The organism is Thermostichus sp. OS-CIW-26, assembly GCF_054058395.1.
On sequence record NZ_JBSSAG010000020.1, the window covers coordinates 19,130 to 35,751 of the forward strand.

Genomic DNA, 16,622 nt, shown 5'->3' on the forward strand with positions numbered 1-16,622 from the left:
GAAAACTGAGGGCTGGCCGGGATCAGATCGATTTTGTTTTGTAGCTTCTGTAGCCACGACATCGGGTGGCTACCGGGGTTTTGTTCCTTGTTCGAGGAGTTCCTAACTGTTCTGTTTCTCCAGCGAAAACACCATGTCTTACTACTGGCAAGCTAAGCTCTGGGGTCTGTTACATGATCCCGCCCTCAAAGCCCTACACGACAGGACTGGCCGCTCCAAGGAAGGGCTGTGGACCAGACTGACGGCGATGCAGGGATGGTCTTCTCCCAAAGCCGAGGGATCCCCTCTCAGAGGTGTGGGAGATGCCGATCTCATCGCCTCGGCCAGCGACCGGGCTGCCATTGGCCATTTGCCTGTAGCCATCGACTACCAGGTTGAGGATCGCGGCCAGGGGTTAGGCTCTGGACTGGAGATGAGCCATCTGCTCTCGGGGCGCAAGCACTTTTGGCAATTGGCCAATGAGCAACACCAAGCCCTCAAGAATGCCCGCTCCCGTGCAGACTACCTGATGGAACGGGAGGAGAACGCCATCCCTGATTGGGTTTGGCAGGAGACGGATCCCCAAAAAGTGTTTTGGTGGTTTTGGCGGTGCTTTCCCCAAGCTATTTGTCAGGAGTTTGGGGATGAAAGCTTGCTGTTATTGCCAGCAGAAACCCGGCTGCCAGACGGATCCCTGTGGAGCCACGGCAGCGTCACCGCAGCCCTAGCGGGATGTTTGGCCGGCTACGACGAGCCCACGCGACCCTTTTTGGTGAGCTTTACCTTCAACCCCATCCAAGAGTTGATCAAAGCCAGCCGCAAAATGCGGGACTTCTGGGCCGGATCCTGGCTGCTGCACTACCTTTCTGCTCGCATAAGTTGGCGACTAGCTGAAAAATACGGTCCCGACTGCCTACTCTACCCCAGCCTCTATGGCCAGCCATTAATCGACTACTGGCTGCGGGAGAAGTACCCCGAATTTGAAGAATGGATCCCTCAGCCTTCGCCTAACGCCCTGCTCACCGCCGGCTTTCCCAATGTGCTCCTGCTGCTGCTGCCAGAAGAGCGGGTGGAGGCGGCCATGCAGTTTGCCCAGCAGACCCTCAAGGAAGAATGGAAGCAGTTGGCCCAGAGGGTGCTGGATCACCTGCAGGCGGATCGCCGCTGGATGGTGCAGTTGCACCCAGAGGATCCCTCCTGGGGAGGGTGGCTAGAGCACCAGTGGCAGCACTACTGGGCAGCCGTGCCCCTGGGATCCCCGGCTCATGCCCTCAAGGATACCGGCATCCTTAGGCCCCCTCATGTTTCCATTGATGCGGATCCCTGGGTCAGTGCCCAAAACCGCACCCATCACCTAGAGGCCAAGCAAAAGCTCTTCGGGGATGAGGAGCTGGAGTTTCTGCGGGCTAGCTTTTGGGATCCCAAAAAGCAAGAGCGCCGCCAATACAAGGCCGGACTCAACGTGGGATCTTGGTGGGCAGCCGCAGTGGAGCAAAGTCGGCGGCTACAAGCCGCTTGTAAGCAGGCCCGCGATTGGCAGCTCCCCGTTGCGTTTGGGCCGCGCAGCACCGTTTCGGGCTTGGGGCCGGTGGTGCATCCCTCACCGCGGCAGGGGTGGATAACAGAAGGGGAGAGTCGGCGGCTTTGGCAACGGCAGGCCGGACTCTTCGATGGCCGGGAACAGCTCAATGCCACCGAAACCCTCAAGCGGGGCTTGTACAAAGTGCTGCCGGAGCTCTTCCGCGAGCTGGATGAAGACCAGATTGCCGCTTCCTACCCGGATCTCACCGCTGGCGTAGCCGGCTACCTCAAAACCCAAGGGCGACGGGAACGAGAGCACTTCGAGCAGGCCTGTCAGGCAGTGGAGGCCCGCTACCCGGAGGTCAGAGGGGTGCTGCGGGAAATGCGGGGCAAATGGGGGATCCCGTGGGCCGACCGGCAGAACCTGCGCTACCATCCTCGTCTGCTCAATGCTGGTTGGCTGGTGGAAGACCTGGAGCTGGACGAGGAAACGCAAAGAAGCTACCGGCAGGACATCGAGACGCTTCTAGGCCGCTACTACCCCAGCGTTAACCCCGCCAGTTGGTACGTGCTGGCTGCCGGGGATGGGGACGACATGGGCAAATGGCTCAGGGGCGAGAAGATGAAATCCTACTACGACTATCTGCCTCAACCCCTACAGCGGCTGGCCAACGGGCAAACGGAAGCCATTGGCGAGGTCTTTGGCAAGGACAAGGAGGAGCTGGAGCAAGTCAAAGACGCTTTTCAGAAGTTTGTCAAAAACAGCCGCAAGCGCATGGGGCCTGCCACCCACAGCGCCCTAAGCCGCGCCCTGCTGGATTTTTCCGGCCAGTTGGTGCCCTACCTAACAGAGCAACGCTATGCAGGCAAGCTCATCTACGCCGGTGGGGACGACGTTTTGGCCTACACCAACCTCTGGGAGTGGGATGGCTGGCTGTGGGATATTCGCCAGTGTTTCCGGGGGGGAGAGGATGACTGGCGGGAGTTTGAGAACCTGGGGGACTACTGGCAGTGGAAAAAAGGGCGGCCTCCCGAAGGTTTGAGCCGGCGCCCCCTCTTTACCCTGGGATCCGCAGCCACCATCAGCTTCGGCGTGGTGATTGCCCATCACTCGGTGCCTCTGGCCATTGCCCTGGAAAACCTTTGGCAGGCGGAAGAAGAAGCCAAGGGCCACCTCTATGCCCATGGCTGCCCCAAAGACAGCGTGCAGGTGCGGGTGCTGTTTGCCAATGGCAACCAACTGGTGAGCACCAGCAAGTTCGACACGTTCGACAAGTGGAAAGACCTCCTTGATTTTGACTGGAAGCTCATGGGCCAGCAGCAGGATCAAAGCTCTTTGTTTGAACAAGCGGCCCAGCTTTGGGAGCAACACCCAGCTCCGAGCCTAGAGGCAGTGCGCGAGTGGGCCCGGTTGTTCTGCAGCCGCCGGGATCTCTTCAAACAGGAATCGGAGCAGAAAGAGCACTTCCAGAACAAGCTTGTGGAGTTTATCCAGCATTTTTGGCAGCACAGCCTGCCCGCCCGGCCCCAGGAGTGGGATCTGGAGATCAAAAACTGGTTCAAGCTGGCGGCTTTTGTGCTGCGCAACCGCACCGTGAAATTGGGGAGGAACGGCCGATGAGTTGGTTTACCCTATCACCCTTGGATGTGTGGATGTTTCGAGATGCTAAGCCCTTTGCCCCGGGAGAGCGGGCCTGGGCCAACAGCAGCTTTCCCCCTAGCGGCCATACCCTTGCTGGTGCTATCCAGGCTTACCTGGGCCAGCCCTTGACGCTGCGGCTGCGGGGCCCCTTTCTCTGCCACGACGAAAGGCTCTATTTCCCTGCCCCTCTGCATCTGGAAGACGGATTCCCCCTTGTTCCCGTTCCTTGGTTGGACAAGACGGATCCCTACTTCCATTGCCACTGGGATCCCACCCGGCCAGCCCCGTTGGTGTCCCTGAGGCCAGCAGAGGAGGAACCCGAAGGCAGCCAGAGCAGCAAGAAGAAAAAAACGGGAGGCTACCTGCCCTTCGAGGTGGTGCAAAAGGCGCTGGAAGGCAAAGGCTGGGATCTCAGCCAGGCCGTTAAGCCGCCGCTGAAGTATGAAGTACGGCCCCACAACACCCTGCAGGTGAGCAAGCGGCAAGTGCGAGAAGCCGATGGCTACTTTGTGGAGACCTGTATCCGTCTTCAGCCGGGCTGGAGTTTGGCCCTTTCCATCGAGTGCTGGGATCCAGATGGCGAAGCCTGGGATCCCTTGCCCCTGCAGCAAGAAGTGGTTGTGCGGCTGGGGGGAGAAGGCCACGGTGCCTTGCTAGCCCCTTGTCCGAAGTTGCAGGCGCAGTGGCAGCAGTTGCAGGCCCTTTCTCAGGCCGCCTTTTGCCAAGCCGGACGCGCTTTGGCCTACTTAGCGACCCCAGGCGTGTTCATCAAAAAGGTGGACGGGCGTTCCCTCTGCCGTGCCTGGCCGTGGGAATGGCGATTGGCCACTCCCCATCCTGCTCATTCCCTTACCGGCCCCCTGGTGAGCGTGGCCACCGGCAAGCCCGTTCCCATCAACGGCCGCCTGCGGGTAGATCACCCCCAAGAGCCGCGACAGATGAGCCTACCCGCTCCTCAAGTTTTTGCAGCGCCTCCTGGCAGTGTCTACTACCTGGAGCAACCGGCCCCCCTCAACCAAGAAGAGCCCGAGCTAGAAGATGGCCGGCTCAACGTGTTCTATCGCTGGCGGCTTTTGGGCTACAGCGAATTGCTTTGGCTCCGTTGGGCCGACTGAGCGCAGGTGTTTGAAGTTCTGTTTCAGAGTTGATGAAGGAGTGTTTTCCTATGGCTTTTCACGTAGTCTATCTCACCTTGTTGACCCCTCTGCACACTGGCGGCACCACCCAAGAAGGCAACCTCTTGGGCATTGCCCGCGAATCCCACACCCATTTGCCCTACATCCCTTCCAGCACCATCCGGGGCAGGTTGCGGGCCAGCGTGGCCGATAAAGACAAAAAATTTGAGCTCTTTGGCAACGAAATTGGGGAAGGGGATCAGCTTACCCAGGGATCCATTTGGATTGGAGATGGCTCCTTGCTTTGGATCCCGGTGCCCTCCCTCAGCCACGGGGTGGTGTGGATAAGCTGCCCGCTTCTGCTCAAGCGCTGGCTGCGGCTAACAGACCAGAATCTGTCAGTGCCGGATCCCTACAGTACGAGCTTGGGCACTAACCGCCCCATTTACCTCAAAGATGCCATTCTCAAGGAGGGTCTCAAACAATGGTCGGAATGGAAGAGCTACACCAAAGATCCTAATATCAGTCGCGTGATTGTTTTACCAGATCAGCACTGTGCCACCCTCATTCAAATGAGCCTGTGGCGGCAGGTGAAAGTCAAGCTTAGCGAGCACAAGGTTGTGGAAGGAGGCTTCCGCTATGAAGAGGCTATTCCTCCCGATAGCTTGATGTACTTTACCTGGGGGGTTACAGCCCAAGCAAATGGCAGTTCTCGACAGACAGCAGAAGAGTTTCAAAAGCTGCTGCAATCTAACCAGATTATGCAGATTGGCGGCCAGGAAAGCTTGGGCCGAGGCTTTGTGGAGCTGTCTTTGAACTAGATCTCAACCTAGGAGGAAGGTTTTATGAATAGCTTTGACCCGCGTACATTGGCCAAGCCCGTTTACGAGTCCCTGTGCCAGCTCAGAGCGCAAACCAGGGATCCAGAAAGGCTAAAAGAGCAAAAAAACCAGGCTGTGGAGCTCTACACCTATCTTTCTACTTGGGGCCTGCTGCGCCTCAAGGCCGAAGAAGACGCCCTTAGCCAAGAGGGCAAAAAAGAGGTGGTCAAGGAGTTTTTCGATTGCCTAGAAAAGATCTCCGGTCAAAACGAAATTGCCAAATCCAACGGCCTGGATCGTCTCATGGGGTTGGGAGTTGAAGAGTACCTGGGTTTAACAGGGCTGGGACTTGCTTTGGCGCAAGAATTCAGCTTCTGGGCTACAGCCATTTACCATGACATTAGCGGAGGGGAATAATGAGCGTAGCCATTCCAATCCAGTCTATTTCCCTGTGTGAAGGAAGCCAAGTGGTCATCCATTCGCTGACTTGGCAAGACTTTGAGAGCATTTTGGAGGAGTTAGGGGAAGACCGCCACACTCGCGTTGCCTATTACAACGGCACTTTAGAGATTATGTCTCCCTTATCCAAACACGAGCGCCCTCATCGCATTGCCGGCTACATTGTCTCAGCCATTCTCGATTCTCAAGGGAGAGACTGGGAAGACTTTGGCTCAACAACCCTTAAAAAGTCTGGCAGTGCTGGGGTGGAGCCTGACACCTGCTTCTATGTCAATAACCTGGAGCAGATGCGAGGGTGTGAGGGAAGAATTGATGTTGATCTATTGCCCCCGCCTGATCTGGCCATTGAGTCCGACATTACTTCCCGAACCTTTATCGATGCTTATAAAGCTATTGGCGTGCCGGAAGTTTGGCTCTTGGGTGAGCGAAGTTTGCGGATGTTTATTCTGCAGGGAGAAGACTACGTAGAATCGAGCTGCGGCCGACTTTTCCCAGACTTCGACATCTCCAGTCTTGTACCTCAACTTATTCGACGCGCCTTAGAAATCGGCACCAGCGCCATGTTGCGCGAATTTCGGGAAACACTTCGCAATTCCTAATACTGCTTTCCATCTTTAGGAGAAGATCAAATGCCTAGCAATCGTCCTGCCAACGCTCCACAACCTTCTCCCTGGCTAGGGCATCCCTTGGATCCCAACCCCAGCCCAGATCCCACAGCGAGCTTTATTGAATATCTGCGTTGGATGAGGGCTCCAGCAACTCCTTTCAAAGACGGAGCCAAAGTCGATCTGGTGCACCAGGCAGAAGCAAAGGCAAACTACGGAGCGCGCCTGCAAGTTCTAAATGCTCGCATCAAACGCATTGCCGGAGAAAAAAACACTTTTCAGGTCACCTGTCCCTGGCGAATTCGGGTGGGCGGAGCCAAAGGCCCGGAGAGCATGCTGCTGCCCGCTTTTGATCACTTAGGGATCCCCTACATTCCCAGCTCCACCTTGCGAGGGGTAGCCCGCACCCAGGCTATTCGAGAGTTGATGCAGAAGCACAATCTGTCTTGGGAGGAGGCAGATAAAGCAGTGGCACCCTGGCTTGGGCATCTAGAAGCTGAGGATAAAGATAGTGCTGGCAAGGTGATCTTTTTGGATGCCTACCCTGTGCCGACCAGGACTCAAAAACAAGGGGATCCTGATAATTCCAAAACAGGAGGTCTAGCTGTCGATATTGCCAATAACGTTTGGAGATGGAATGGCAACAGCTTGGAATATAAAGCAAATCCCAATGTCTTTTTCTCTCTCAAACAGGCCACGTTTTTAATCGGGATCCGCAAAGGCCCAGGCTGCACCGACGAGATGTTAGCCCAAGTGAAAGAATGGCTTATCCGCGGGCTGGAGCAAGGAGTGGGATCCCAAGTCAATACCGGCTACGGTCGGCTGATTCAAACTGGCAAAACTCTATCTCAATACAAGGGAGAATTCTTGCGGCTGCCTTTTGAGCTGGAGGGTCAGTTGATCCACGGGCGGCAAGTGGTCAACTGGAGACCTGATAAGAACCGGTATGACAACAAATCAATTGCCGAAGTCCGACCGGTAGCCTTTAAGAACATGCTGCGCTACTGGTTTCGAACCTTTGCCCTGGGTGTTTTGCCCGTGAAGCAGGTGCAGGAATGGGAGGGGCAACTTTTTGGGGCCATCACTCCCCAGCAAAAACATGGCTGGATCCATGTGGATCTTTTGAAGGGGCGAGTAACTCAACCAGAGCCGGAACTCAACCAAGCGGGAAGGGGGAATCCTGCTGGACAGCAAGAAGGGATCCTCATTCTCAGCCTTTCTGAGGAGTGCCACAACCATGCTTCAAAGGAGAACCAGAAAGCGGTGCAAAAGCTCTTTCGGAATCTGACCTGGATGCTGTTTCACCTGGGAGGTATTGGCCAGGGGGCAAGAAGGCCCTGCTACTCTCGCCAAGACCGCGGTAGAGCTCCTTGGTGGCGGGGATCCACCCTCATTCCCAACTCCGAAGATTCATTTTGGAATCTGCCAGAGTCGGTAGAGGAATTCCAGAAACTCTTTCAGAAGCGGCTGCGGGGCTTTTTTGAAGCACTCCAGGTTTTGACTGGGCAGGCCATTGATCCCAGCAATCCCGGGAGCTTTGGTCAGGTCAGCAAAGAAAAGTTGCCTGAAGCTGTGGATGCCCATTGCAGGATTGTAGTCTGCAGCGGCCCAAAAGAGTTTAATAAGCCCTATGCTTTGGCTGTTTTGCACAAGGTAGGCAAGATAGCGCCAGGAAAATACGACAAGTTTCTCTGCGGCGACACAGGCACGCCGTCCCCTGTTTGGATTGCAGATTTGGATGACTATCAGGTGGTTACCGTTTTTAGGGCAACGGTGAATCCTAGGAAAAGTTATCTTGAACAGCTCAGGAAAAATGCTGATGATTTTGGAATAATCTGGCCCTTGAAGTAGAGATCTTGGAGAATCTCTGGAGGAATAAAATGTCCAAAAAGAGGATCAATGCCAAAGTTCTTAGAAACCTTGTTACAGCTGTGGTCAACGGCTCGATCACGCTGGCCATCCTGCTAATTGCTCCTTTGGGATTGGCAGCCGTGATTACCAATACCATTCTTGTCGCGATTGCCAGCTTCTTTTCGGGCAGTCTGGCCGAGATCGTGATGGATTTCTTGTCAAGTCCTGAAATTGATGTGGAGATTTTACCGGAGCGTGGCCGCTCTAAACCCGGCAATGCCATAGATCAGAGGCGAGGCGCTGAAGATCTGCGTCGTCATGACGAATAATGCGAACTTTATATGTCTCTCAGCAGGGGTGTAGGCTAAGCCTTAAGCAAGAGTTCGTAATGGTCTATTTGGGCGAGTCGCTCTTGCAGGAGGTGCCTCTACCCTTGCTGGAGCAAATTTTAATCTTTGGCCGATCCCAGGTGACTACCGATGTTGTGAGGGAGTGCTTGAAGCGCAATATCCCCATTGCCTACCTCTCCCGGCTCGGCTATTGCTACGGTCGCCTCATTCCCATTGAAAGGGGCTACCGCCGCCTGGCCCATTGGCAACAGGCGCTCCCTGAAGCATGGAGACTGCAAACAGCAGCCCAAATAGTGCGAGCTAAGCTCCTCAATGGCCGCGTGCTGTTGATGCGACAACTTAGGCAGCGCCCCAGCGAAACCAGGGATCTAACCCTGCGCAGCCTGGAACACTTGGCCGCTCAAGCTCTGCAGGCTACTTCGCTGGATCAATTGCGAGGCATTGAAGGGATCGGCGCAGCTTTGTATTTTCCCGAATTGGGCAATTGCTTACAACAAAAAGGATTTGTTTTGATCAAGCGCACCCGACAGCCGCCCACCAATCCAGTGAATGCCATGCTCAGCTTTGGCTACATGGTGCTCTGGAACCACCTATTAACCTTAATTGAGCTGCAAGATTTGGATCCCTATCAAGGTTGCCTACATGCCAGCAGCGAACGCCACGCTGCTTTGGTTTCCGATTTGCTGGAAGAGTTCCGAGCGCCTATTGTGGACTCACTGGTACTGTGGCTGGTCAACAGCGGTGTTATGGATATCCAAGAAGACTTCGAGTATCGAGATGGGGGCTGTTTTCTCAGCGATGCTGGCAGAAAGAAGTATCTCAAAGCTTTTCTCCAGAGAATGGAGGGATCCATCCAAACCCCCGATGGGGATCAACCCCGCTGGGATTTGCTGACGCAGCAGGTTAAGAAATTTAAGCATTCTGTCTATAATCCTCAAGACCTGTATCAGCCTTACCGGATTCGCTGATGTTTCTTTATGTCGTTACCTACGACACCCCTTGTGATAAGCGCCGCAAGAAAATTGCCGACCTGCTAGAAGGCTACGGCAAGCGCGTGCAATACAGCGTGTTCGAGTGTGTCCTCGACAAAGACAAGTTCGAGGAGCTCAAGCTACGGCTCCGGAAAAGGGTCAAGCCCGATGAAGACAGCGTCCGCTTCTATCCCCTCACCAGCCACGCCCTTGACCAAGTGGAAATCTGGGGTGGGCCCCCCTTAACTGCACCCCCCCACTCGATCGTTGTCTAGCTCAAGCAACTCTCCACCCACTTCAGTACTTGATGTTCTCAAAAGCACACAAAAACGGTATCAACGCTTTTGCGAGCGCCTCGCCAAAACCCGCAAAGGCCGATTCTTTCGTTGACCCGCTCGATGCCTTGCGCCACAAGGCTTTCAGGCCTCTCACCCCCCTCTCCCAAGCTCTTTTTTGCCCTCTTCGACCGACCCCCTCGCAAATGGGTCTTGCATTCCTTGCCCTGCTTGGGTTTAATAGGGGTAGAGTTCCCCCTTCGGGGGGATCCCTAGAAATTGGAAACGCCCAAGCTGCAGTCCAAAGAGAGCTTGTCCTGTTGGGTTCCCCCTTCGGGGGGATCCCTAGAAATTGGAAACCATTCCGGGCGGCGGGGGAACCCAGCGCCTAACGCGGGTTCCCCCTTCGGGGGGATCCCTAGAAATTGGAAACCCAAGTCCAACCCCCGCCCGTAGCCCTGGTAGGCCAGGGTGTTCCCCCTTCGGGGGGATCCCTAGAAATTGGAAACAAGACTTTTCGGTTGCCGTCCACCGCGATGGGTGGAGTTCCCCCTTCGGGGGGATCCCTAGAAATTGGAAACGCGGTGCTCACAACCAAGTGCCCGTTTTTGACCGTCCCGAAGGTTCCCCCTTCGGGGGGATCCCTAGAAATTGGAAACAGTAGAACTCCTAGTATTGTTGTCAAAAGATTCTGGAGTGTTCCCCCTTCGGGGGGATCCCTAGAAATTGGAAACTCGAGTCTCCCTTCATAGCGCTTGAAGTAATCTCTGGTTCCCCCTTCGGGGGGATCCCTAGAAATTGGAAACGCGCTGCTGCGGGCCCGTGCTGCTGCCGAAGGCTGGAAAGTTCCCCCTTCGGGGGGATCCCTAGAAATTGGAAACGTGAATGCGAGGACTGGTCGAATCAGAGGATTGCAGGGGTTCCCCCTTCGGGGGGATCCCTAGAAATTGGAAACGTTTGGTTAAAGGAGAGAGATATGCAACGACAACGGAAGTTCCCCCTTCGGGGGGATCCCTAGAAATTGGAAACAGGGATCCTCTTTGACCCCAGGTTCATCCGACCCGGCTGTTCCCCCTTCGGGGGGATCCCTAGAAATTGGAAACCCGAAATGTTATAGGAAATGTATTCATCCCAATATCTGTTCCCCCTTCGGGGGGATCCCTAGAAATTGGAAACGATCCCCTGGAAACTACTTATTGGACACGTTGTCTTTAGGTTCCCCCTTCGGGGGGATCCCTAGAAATTGGAAACTTGGGAAGTTGCCAAAGCCTCTCCACGCCTACGTTCTACAGTTCCCCCTTCGGGGGGATCCCTAGAAATTGGAAACAACGATGGTCAATCGTCATGAAGAACTGTTCAGCATAACGTTCCCCCTTCGGGGGGATCCCTAGAAATTGGAAACGACGATACGCAAACACAGCGGTAGTATTAGTCATTTTGTTCCCCCTTCGGGGGGATCCCTAGAAATTGGAAACAGGAGAGAAACAACACCCAGGTGTGTAAACCTGGGTGTTCCCCCTTCGGGGGGATCCCTAGAAATTGGAAACGCCAAGTTATTTCGGATGTATCGCAAGGCCTCCAGAAGGTTCCCCCTTCGGGGGGATCCCTAGAAATTGGAAACAAACCATTAGCTATTCCAATTAACGAAACTTTTATTCTAGTTCCCCCTTCGGGGGGATCCCTAGAAATTGGAAACTTTAGTACTGCCTTGATTGGGAGGTTAAAATGTTGAACGTTCCCCCTTCGGGGGGATCCCTAGAAATTGGAAACATCAACATTAGTGACAACCTCGACTGCATGCCGAGCAAGTTCCCCCTTCGGGGGGATCCCTAGAAATTGGAAACCGTCCTGTACTTGTAATATAGCCAGGACAGGATGTTTGTTCCCCCTTCGGGGGGATCCCTAGAAATTGGAAACTGTACATAACAAACCTCCCTTTAATTGGGATAAAGAAGTTCCCCCTTCGGGGGGATCCCTAGAAATTGGAAACAGCTAGACCCAGACTGGCTAGACTAGTCCTTCTCCCCCAAGTTCCCCCTTCGGGGGGATCCCTAGAAATTGGAAACCGGAATCAGAATTGAGATGTTGAGCCTCTTTAGCTCATTGTTCCCCCTTCGGGGGGATCCCTAGAAATTGGAAACCCTATAGCCACAAAAAATCCCCCGCCAATAAGGCGGGGTTTTTCCTTCGGGGGGATCTATAGAATTGGAAACCTAGGGATCCCCAGTTGGAAAGAAATTGGAAACAGAGAAAAGATTAGAGTAAAGCCGGTGCTGCTCGGCAGAGGCCAGGCAGCGCTGTTGGTGCTCAGGCCACTCCTGGAGGGCTAGTTTTTGTTGTTCCTGGAGAAGGGTTTGTAGGTCTGAGTCTGCAGGCAGCTCGCCTTGCAAAACCTGCAAATCGTTAAAGCGGCCCAGTTGATCCTGCAAGCACTTCAGGGTTGCTATCCAATCTTGCATGGTTTCCCCGTAAAAGGGCGCAAAAAACTCCACCTGATAGCGGAGTCGTTTGGTGGCCTTGCGCAGCTCGTGCAGTTGCTCAGCCTGGGCTTCCGTTGCGGGGAAAGCAGGGATCCGCCAGCCTGGCTGCAGCAGCCACTGGGCCAGCAGGGGAGTCAGCAAGTGGGGCAAGCTTTCCGGCAGAGGCAGCTCCGCCTGGGGCTTATAGCGGGGGTGAGCCAGCCACTGCTCGCAGGCAGCTTGAAACGCCAGGAAGTCAGCATCTTCAAGAATGCGGCGGGAGCGTTTCTCGGCTTGGGTTCGACGTTGCTGCAGATCTTGTTTTAGCTTCTCCAGTTCTGCCTGCTGGGCTGCCGGGATCCCTTCCCAGCAAGGTTCCTGCAGGATTTCCAGCAGCACGTCCAGATCCCGCTGCTTGCCCAAAGCACTGGCCAGCTTTTGCAGGCGTTTGGGCTTGAGAGGCTTGGGCAGCCGGACGGATCCCTGAAACACCTGCACCCAAGTGCCAATACGGCGCAGGGTCACCCGGATTTGGTGGAGAGATTCTGCCGCCTCTGGATGCTGGGTCAGAACTCGCTTTACGTGTTTCTGCAGCCGCTGCCATTGCTGGCTCAACAGCTGGTGGGCCCAGGCGGCCACGGTTGGCAAGGGCGCAGATGAGGGCAAGGTCAAGTGCAAGGACTCCGTCCCGCTGACGCGAAAGGACTCCGTCCCGCTGACGCGAAAGGACTCCGTCCCGCTGACGCGAAAGGACTCCGTCCCGCTGACGCGATCGGTTTTCAGCTCAGCAGCAACAGCGTCCACAGCCAGTCTCCTCTACCCAAAACGAGAACCAAGAGGGCAGCAGGCTCTTTTCACATAGGTCATCCAGCCTAGCTTGAGGTTACCCCCGCCTCTTCCCTTTTAACCTAATCTTAACCTTGGTAAACCGAGCAGGCTGTGGCCAGGGAAACTGTCGCGAGCTTTGGCCTGTCGCGCCATTCCCGTCAGCGGAACAGAGCATGACTCTAGTCAATAATAAGCTCAACTATACTGAAAATAATGTATAATATGTTCAGTACGGATTACTACCAGTTGATCTTTCTGTTTACTTTCGAGTCTGCCAACATGGTAGCCAAAGCAAAGCAGAAAATTGGTAGTAAGACGACACGGAAACTGCGCTTTGGGTATTCTACTCAAAGCTTTGCGGGATACCGCCATTCTGTTTGGAAACAAACAGAATGCTATCGCTGCATAGTTGAACAGTGATGTTCAGCAATGTTCAGCGTAAATGTATCAGTCTAGGGCTCCCGGCCTGCTGTCGCAAGTGGTAGGCGGGGTTCGACCACTGACCAGAGGCGGGCAGCCACCTCTGCCGGGGATCCCTGGGCTGAAATGCGGACAATCCGCTGGGGTTCTGCGGCAGCCAGGGTTTCGAATCCGCAGTAAACCCGCCGGTGGAACTCTAGGCCTTCTTGCTCGTTAGTGCTCTGCACCGCTAGCTCAACTGCGCCAGAAGAACGGGAGCGAGCCCGTTCTAGCCCCACCTCGGGGGGCAGATCCAGCCACAGGGTGAGATCCGGCTGTAGCCCGTCGGTGACCCATCGGTTGAGCTGCCGGATCAGATCCAGATCTATGCCCCGGCCATAGCCTTGATAGGCCAGGGTGGAATCGGTAAAGCGGTCGCAAACCACCACCTGCCCTGCCGCCAGAGCCGGCGCGATGACTTTGCTCACGTGTTCAGCCCGATCCGCCGCGTACAGGAGCAACTCCGCCAGAGGGCTAAAGGGATCCCCGTGCAGCAACAGCTCCCGCAGCGTTTTGCCCAGCGCCGTGCCCCCCGGCTCGCGGGTACACAGGCAAGCGTAGCCTTCTTGGCGCAGCCGCTCAACCAAGAGGGCCTGTTGGGTGGTTTTGCCCACCCCTTCCCCGCCTTCTAGGGTGATGAACACACCGTCGTCCTGATACATTCACGCTGAACTCTCCTGAACATGGTTCAGGAAAGAAGCGATCGCATCCTGCCTATCTCTGTTCGCGTCAGCGGGACGGAGTCCAAACAGGAAGGCGGTATCCCGCAAAGCCCTGAGGAATACCCCCCGAGCGCTTTCCCCCTTCACTTCCCGGCAACCGTTGCGGTGGACTCAAGGATCAGGGGGAAACTTGGTCTACTATATCCCTCTCAATGACTTTTGCCAAACCGCCTAAAGCTCAGTAAATTCAGCAAAGTTCAGGGTTTTGGGGGTTAGAGGCATGCTCTGCAGGAGGGTTAGCGCAGGTTGAGTTGGGGCTGCAAATTAAAGGAGTGCCCCGGCACCACCACGTAGACGTCGGGGATGTTGGTGGGCTCCAGGCTTTGCAGGGCTAACCCTTCGATGTTGGAGCGCAGGGCGTTGTTGATGGTGGCTTCCAGTTGGGATAAAACCTGCGCCTCGTTGCCCTGAGCGGCCAAGCCAGGAAACTGGCTGTACACGGCGCGCGCCAAGCTGCTGGCCAAGGGGAGCTGGATCAGGGTGAGGTTGGATCCCCCCAGCTGGGGGCCCAAGGTGTTGGCCCGGCCGCGGATGCCCAAAGCTTGGAGGGCATTGGCCGTTTGGCTGACGGGGATGGTGCAAGTATCCATCTTGTAAACGGGCACTGAGGCCATGGTCAGAGCAGAAACGCTGGTCAGTTGCACCACAGTAAAGGAGGCAGTGCCGTTGTAGGCAAAGCAAAAATCGCGAAAGGCTGCGGGCACATTGGCAGCGCGGATGGGGCGCTCATCGTCAAAGCCGCCCGACTCGGCGAAGATGTTGCGGATAGCGAATCCCCCGAAGAAGGCCAGCAGGGCCACCACCAGCAGGATCGTCAGATCGGAGGAGGAGACCCCCCCGCTGGAGCTGCCGCCTCGCCCACCACCGCCATATCCCCCACCGCCAACATAGCCGGAGGTGTAGCCGTAAGCCGCGGAACGGCTGTAGTCACTGCGGTAGCCGGATTCCCCAAGGACTCCGTCCCGCTTACGCGAGCGGCCAGCAAAGGACTCCGTCCCGCTACCGCGAAAGGCAGAGGAACGGGCGGATCCGTCGTAGCTGCGGTTGCTGGAGACAGAACGGCGGGGAACTAGCGCTTGCCCAGGGCGCTCACCGGCTCCTCCTGCAGCGGCTTTCTGCTCCCTCTTTTCGCTGTCAACACGAGACCCCTCGTCTCGGCCAGTCTGGGGGGAGCGGTTGGAAGGGCGAGAAGTGGCCCCTTGCGCGGACTCCCTGTAGCTATCCCGCCCATTCTCCAAGGACTCCGTCCCGCTACCGCGATCGTCCAGCCAATCTTCTGCGCCCACAAAGGTTGAGCCCTCTTCCGGCAAAGGGGGTGGAGAACGACGACCTTGGCGCTCCCTTCCTTCACCAGAGTTTGCAACCGAGGAGATCGCGGCTTCCTCACCGGCAGAATCCGGGGAATGGCGGCTGGGATCGGGGGCAGCAGTCCGTTCCGCTGCTGCAATGGGATCTTGATCCTCAAACTCAGAAAAACCCATAGTTCTTCGAGCGCTCCCCTCAGCTGCCAAGGCAAGACGGCTTTCAATTTCACTCCCCCGAAGGGAAGCAACTACTGTATCCTAGCAGCTGATACATTTACGCTGAACACTGCTGAACATCACTGTTCAACTATGCAGCGATAGCATTCTGTTTGTTTCCATTCGCGTTAGCGGGACGGAGTCCAAACAGAATGGCGGTATCCCGCAAAGCTTTGAGTAGAATACCCAAAGCGCAGTTTCCGTGTCGTCTTACTACCAATTTTCTGCTTTGCTTTGGCTACCATGTTGGCAGACTCGAAAGTAAACAGAAAGATCAACTGGTAGTAATCCGTACTGAACATATTATACATTATCTTCAGTATAGTTGAGCTTATTATTGACTAGAGTCATGCTCCCCAGCCAGGACATCGGGGGCTATTGCTGGGATCCAAGCCAGCCCATACGCTTCTCCAGGAGAGGCAACTGCGCTTTCAAGGCGCGCAAGGCTCGCCCTCGGTGGCCGACGGCCTCTTTTTGAGCTGGGCTCATCTCGGCAAAGGTTAGTCCCACTTCGGGCACCCAAAACAGCGGGTCATAGCCAAACCCTCCCTCTCCCCGCGGCTGGGTCAAGATCTCCCCCGGACATACCCCTTCCACCAGGGCATGTACCTCACCTTGGGGATCTACCAGGGCGATGGCACAGTGAAAGGTGGCTCGGCGATTTGGGATCCCTTCCATTTCCCTAAGCAACCGCTCGATGCGGGCAGCATCGTTGGGGGCATAGCGAGCCGAGCGGATCCCAGGGGCACCGCCAAGGGCTTCTACCGCTAGGCCGGAATCGTCGGCAATGGCCCACTCCCCCAGAGACTTGGCCACGGCTCTGGCTTTGAGAAGGGCATTTTCGGCAAAGGTGGTGCCGGTTTCTTCCACCTCAATTTCTGAGGGCATGCGGCGCAGCTCCCAAGCAGGGGCATGGGCCTGGAAAAAGGCATTGAACTCGCGCCATTTGCCGGGGCTACTGCTGGCCAAGATCAAAGGACGGGTCATGGAAGGTTCCTACGAATCGTATGGATGTAGCGGAAAGCTGAGGAGGCGGAAGACGACT

The 16,622-nt window shown here is 55.8% G+C and carries 13 protein-coding genes and 1 CRISPR repeat array; of the genes, 9 read left to right on the forward strand and 4 right to left on the reverse strand.

All coding sequences use genetic code 11. The annotated features are described in order from the left end of the window. Window positions 1-133 precede the first annotated feature (133 nt). From cas10 to cas2, 9 genes are read left to right on the forward strand one after another with little or no spacing between them, the layout of a single operon-like run. Window positions 134-3,121 (forward strand): type III-B CRISPR-associated protein Cas10/Cmr2, encoded by a 2,988-nt coding sequence (gene cas10, locus ACVW0C_RS09175; RefSeq protein ID WP_457385039.1) that lies wholly within the window; start codon window positions 134-136, stop codon window positions 3,119-3,121. Further along, the gene (locus tag ACVW0C_RS09180; protein ID WP_457385040.1) at window positions 3,118-4,257 is read left to right on the forward strand and encodes a type III-B CRISPR module-associated protein Cmr3; all 1,140 of its coding nucleotides are present in this window, start codon (window positions 3,118-3,120) and stop codon (window positions 4,255-4,257) included. The genes cas10 and ACVW0C_RS09180 overlap by 4 nt, the downstream gene beginning before the upstream one ends. Window positions 4,258-4,307: 50 nt before the next feature. Then, the gene (gene cmr4, locus ACVW0C_RS09185; protein ID WP_457385041.1) at window positions 4,308-5,078 is read left to right on the forward strand and encodes a type III-B CRISPR module RAMP protein Cmr4; all 771 of its coding nucleotides are present in this window, start codon (window positions 4,308-4,310) and stop codon (window positions 5,076-5,078) included. 24 nt (window positions 5,079-5,102) lie between these two features. Then, window positions 5,103-5,495, forward strand: a complete 393-nt coding sequence (locus tag ACVW0C_RS09190; protein ID WP_457385043.1) for a hypothetical protein — start codon at window positions 5,103-5,105, stop codon at window positions 5,493-5,495. Continuing rightward, window positions 5,495-6,136, forward strand: a complete 642-nt coding sequence (locus tag ACVW0C_RS09195) for a Uma2 family endonuclease (RefSeq protein WP_457385045.1) — start codon at window positions 5,495-5,497, stop codon at window positions 6,134-6,136. The genes ACVW0C_RS09190 and ACVW0C_RS09195 overlap by 1 nt, the downstream gene beginning before the upstream one ends. 30 nt (window positions 6,137-6,166) lie before the next feature. After that, entirely contained in the window at window positions 6,167-7,993 is a 1,827-nt protein-coding gene (locus ACVW0C_RS09200; protein ID WP_457385047.1) for an RAMP superfamily CRISPR-associated protein, read from the forward strand. A 29-nt stretch (window positions 7,994-8,022) separates the two neighbouring features. Next, a complete protein-coding gene (csx18, locus tag ACVW0C_RS09205; protein WP_414406322.1) occupies window positions 8,023-8,322 on the forward strand; it encodes a CRISPR-associated protein Csx18 in 300 nt (99 codons plus the stop codon). Continuing rightward, on the forward strand, window positions 8,322-9,311 hold the full coding sequence (gene cas1 / locus ACVW0C_RS09210; RefSeq protein ID WP_457385049.1) for a CRISPR-associated endonuclease Cas1: 990 nt from the start codon (window positions 8,322-8,324) through the stop codon (window positions 9,309-9,311). The genes csx18 and cas1 overlap by 1 nt, the downstream gene beginning before the upstream one ends. Further along, on the forward strand, window positions 9,311-9,589 hold the full coding sequence (gene cas2, locus ACVW0C_RS09215) for a CRISPR-associated endonuclease Cas2 (RefSeq protein WP_011431332.1): 279 nt from the start codon (window positions 9,311-9,313) through the stop codon (window positions 9,587-9,589). The genes cas1 and cas2 overlap by 1 nt, the downstream gene beginning before the upstream one ends. Before the next feature lie 251 nt (window positions 9,590-9,840). After that, a CRISPR array of direct repeats spans window positions 9,841-11,730; the repeat unit is 36 nt; unit sequence GTTCCCCCTTCGGGGGGATCCCTAGAAATTGGAAAC. 72 nt (window positions 11,731-11,802) lie between these two features. Here cas2 and ACVW0C_RS09220 read toward each other — a convergent pair. The 4 genes from ACVW0C_RS09220 to rdgB form a co-directional block, all read right to left on the reverse strand. After that, window positions 11,803-12,852, reverse strand: coding sequence for a CHAD domain-containing protein (locus ACVW0C_RS09220; protein ID WP_457385050.1), 1,050 nt, complete (start codon window positions 12,850-12,852; stop codon window positions 11,803-11,805). Window positions 12,853-13,328: 476 nt separating this feature from the next. Then, window positions 13,329-13,979: a dTMP kinase gene (gene tmk, locus ACVW0C_RS09225; RefSeq protein ID WP_457385072.1), complete on the reverse strand. Its 651-nt coding sequence runs from the start codon at window positions 13,977-13,979 to the stop codon at window positions 13,329-13,331. Between the two features lie 314 nt (window positions 13,980-14,293). Further along, entirely contained in the window at window positions 14,294-15,538 is a 1,245-nt protein-coding gene (locus ACVW0C_RS09230) for a hypothetical protein (RefSeq protein ID WP_457385052.1), read from the reverse strand. A gap of 414 nt (window positions 15,539-15,952) precedes the next feature. Further along, a complete protein-coding gene (gene rdgB, locus ACVW0C_RS09235; protein ID WP_457385054.1) occupies window positions 15,953-16,564 on the reverse strand; it encodes an RdgB/HAM1 family non-canonical purine NTP pyrophosphatase in 612 nt (203 codons plus the stop codon). Between the last annotated feature and the right edge of the window lie 58 nt (window positions 16,565-16,622).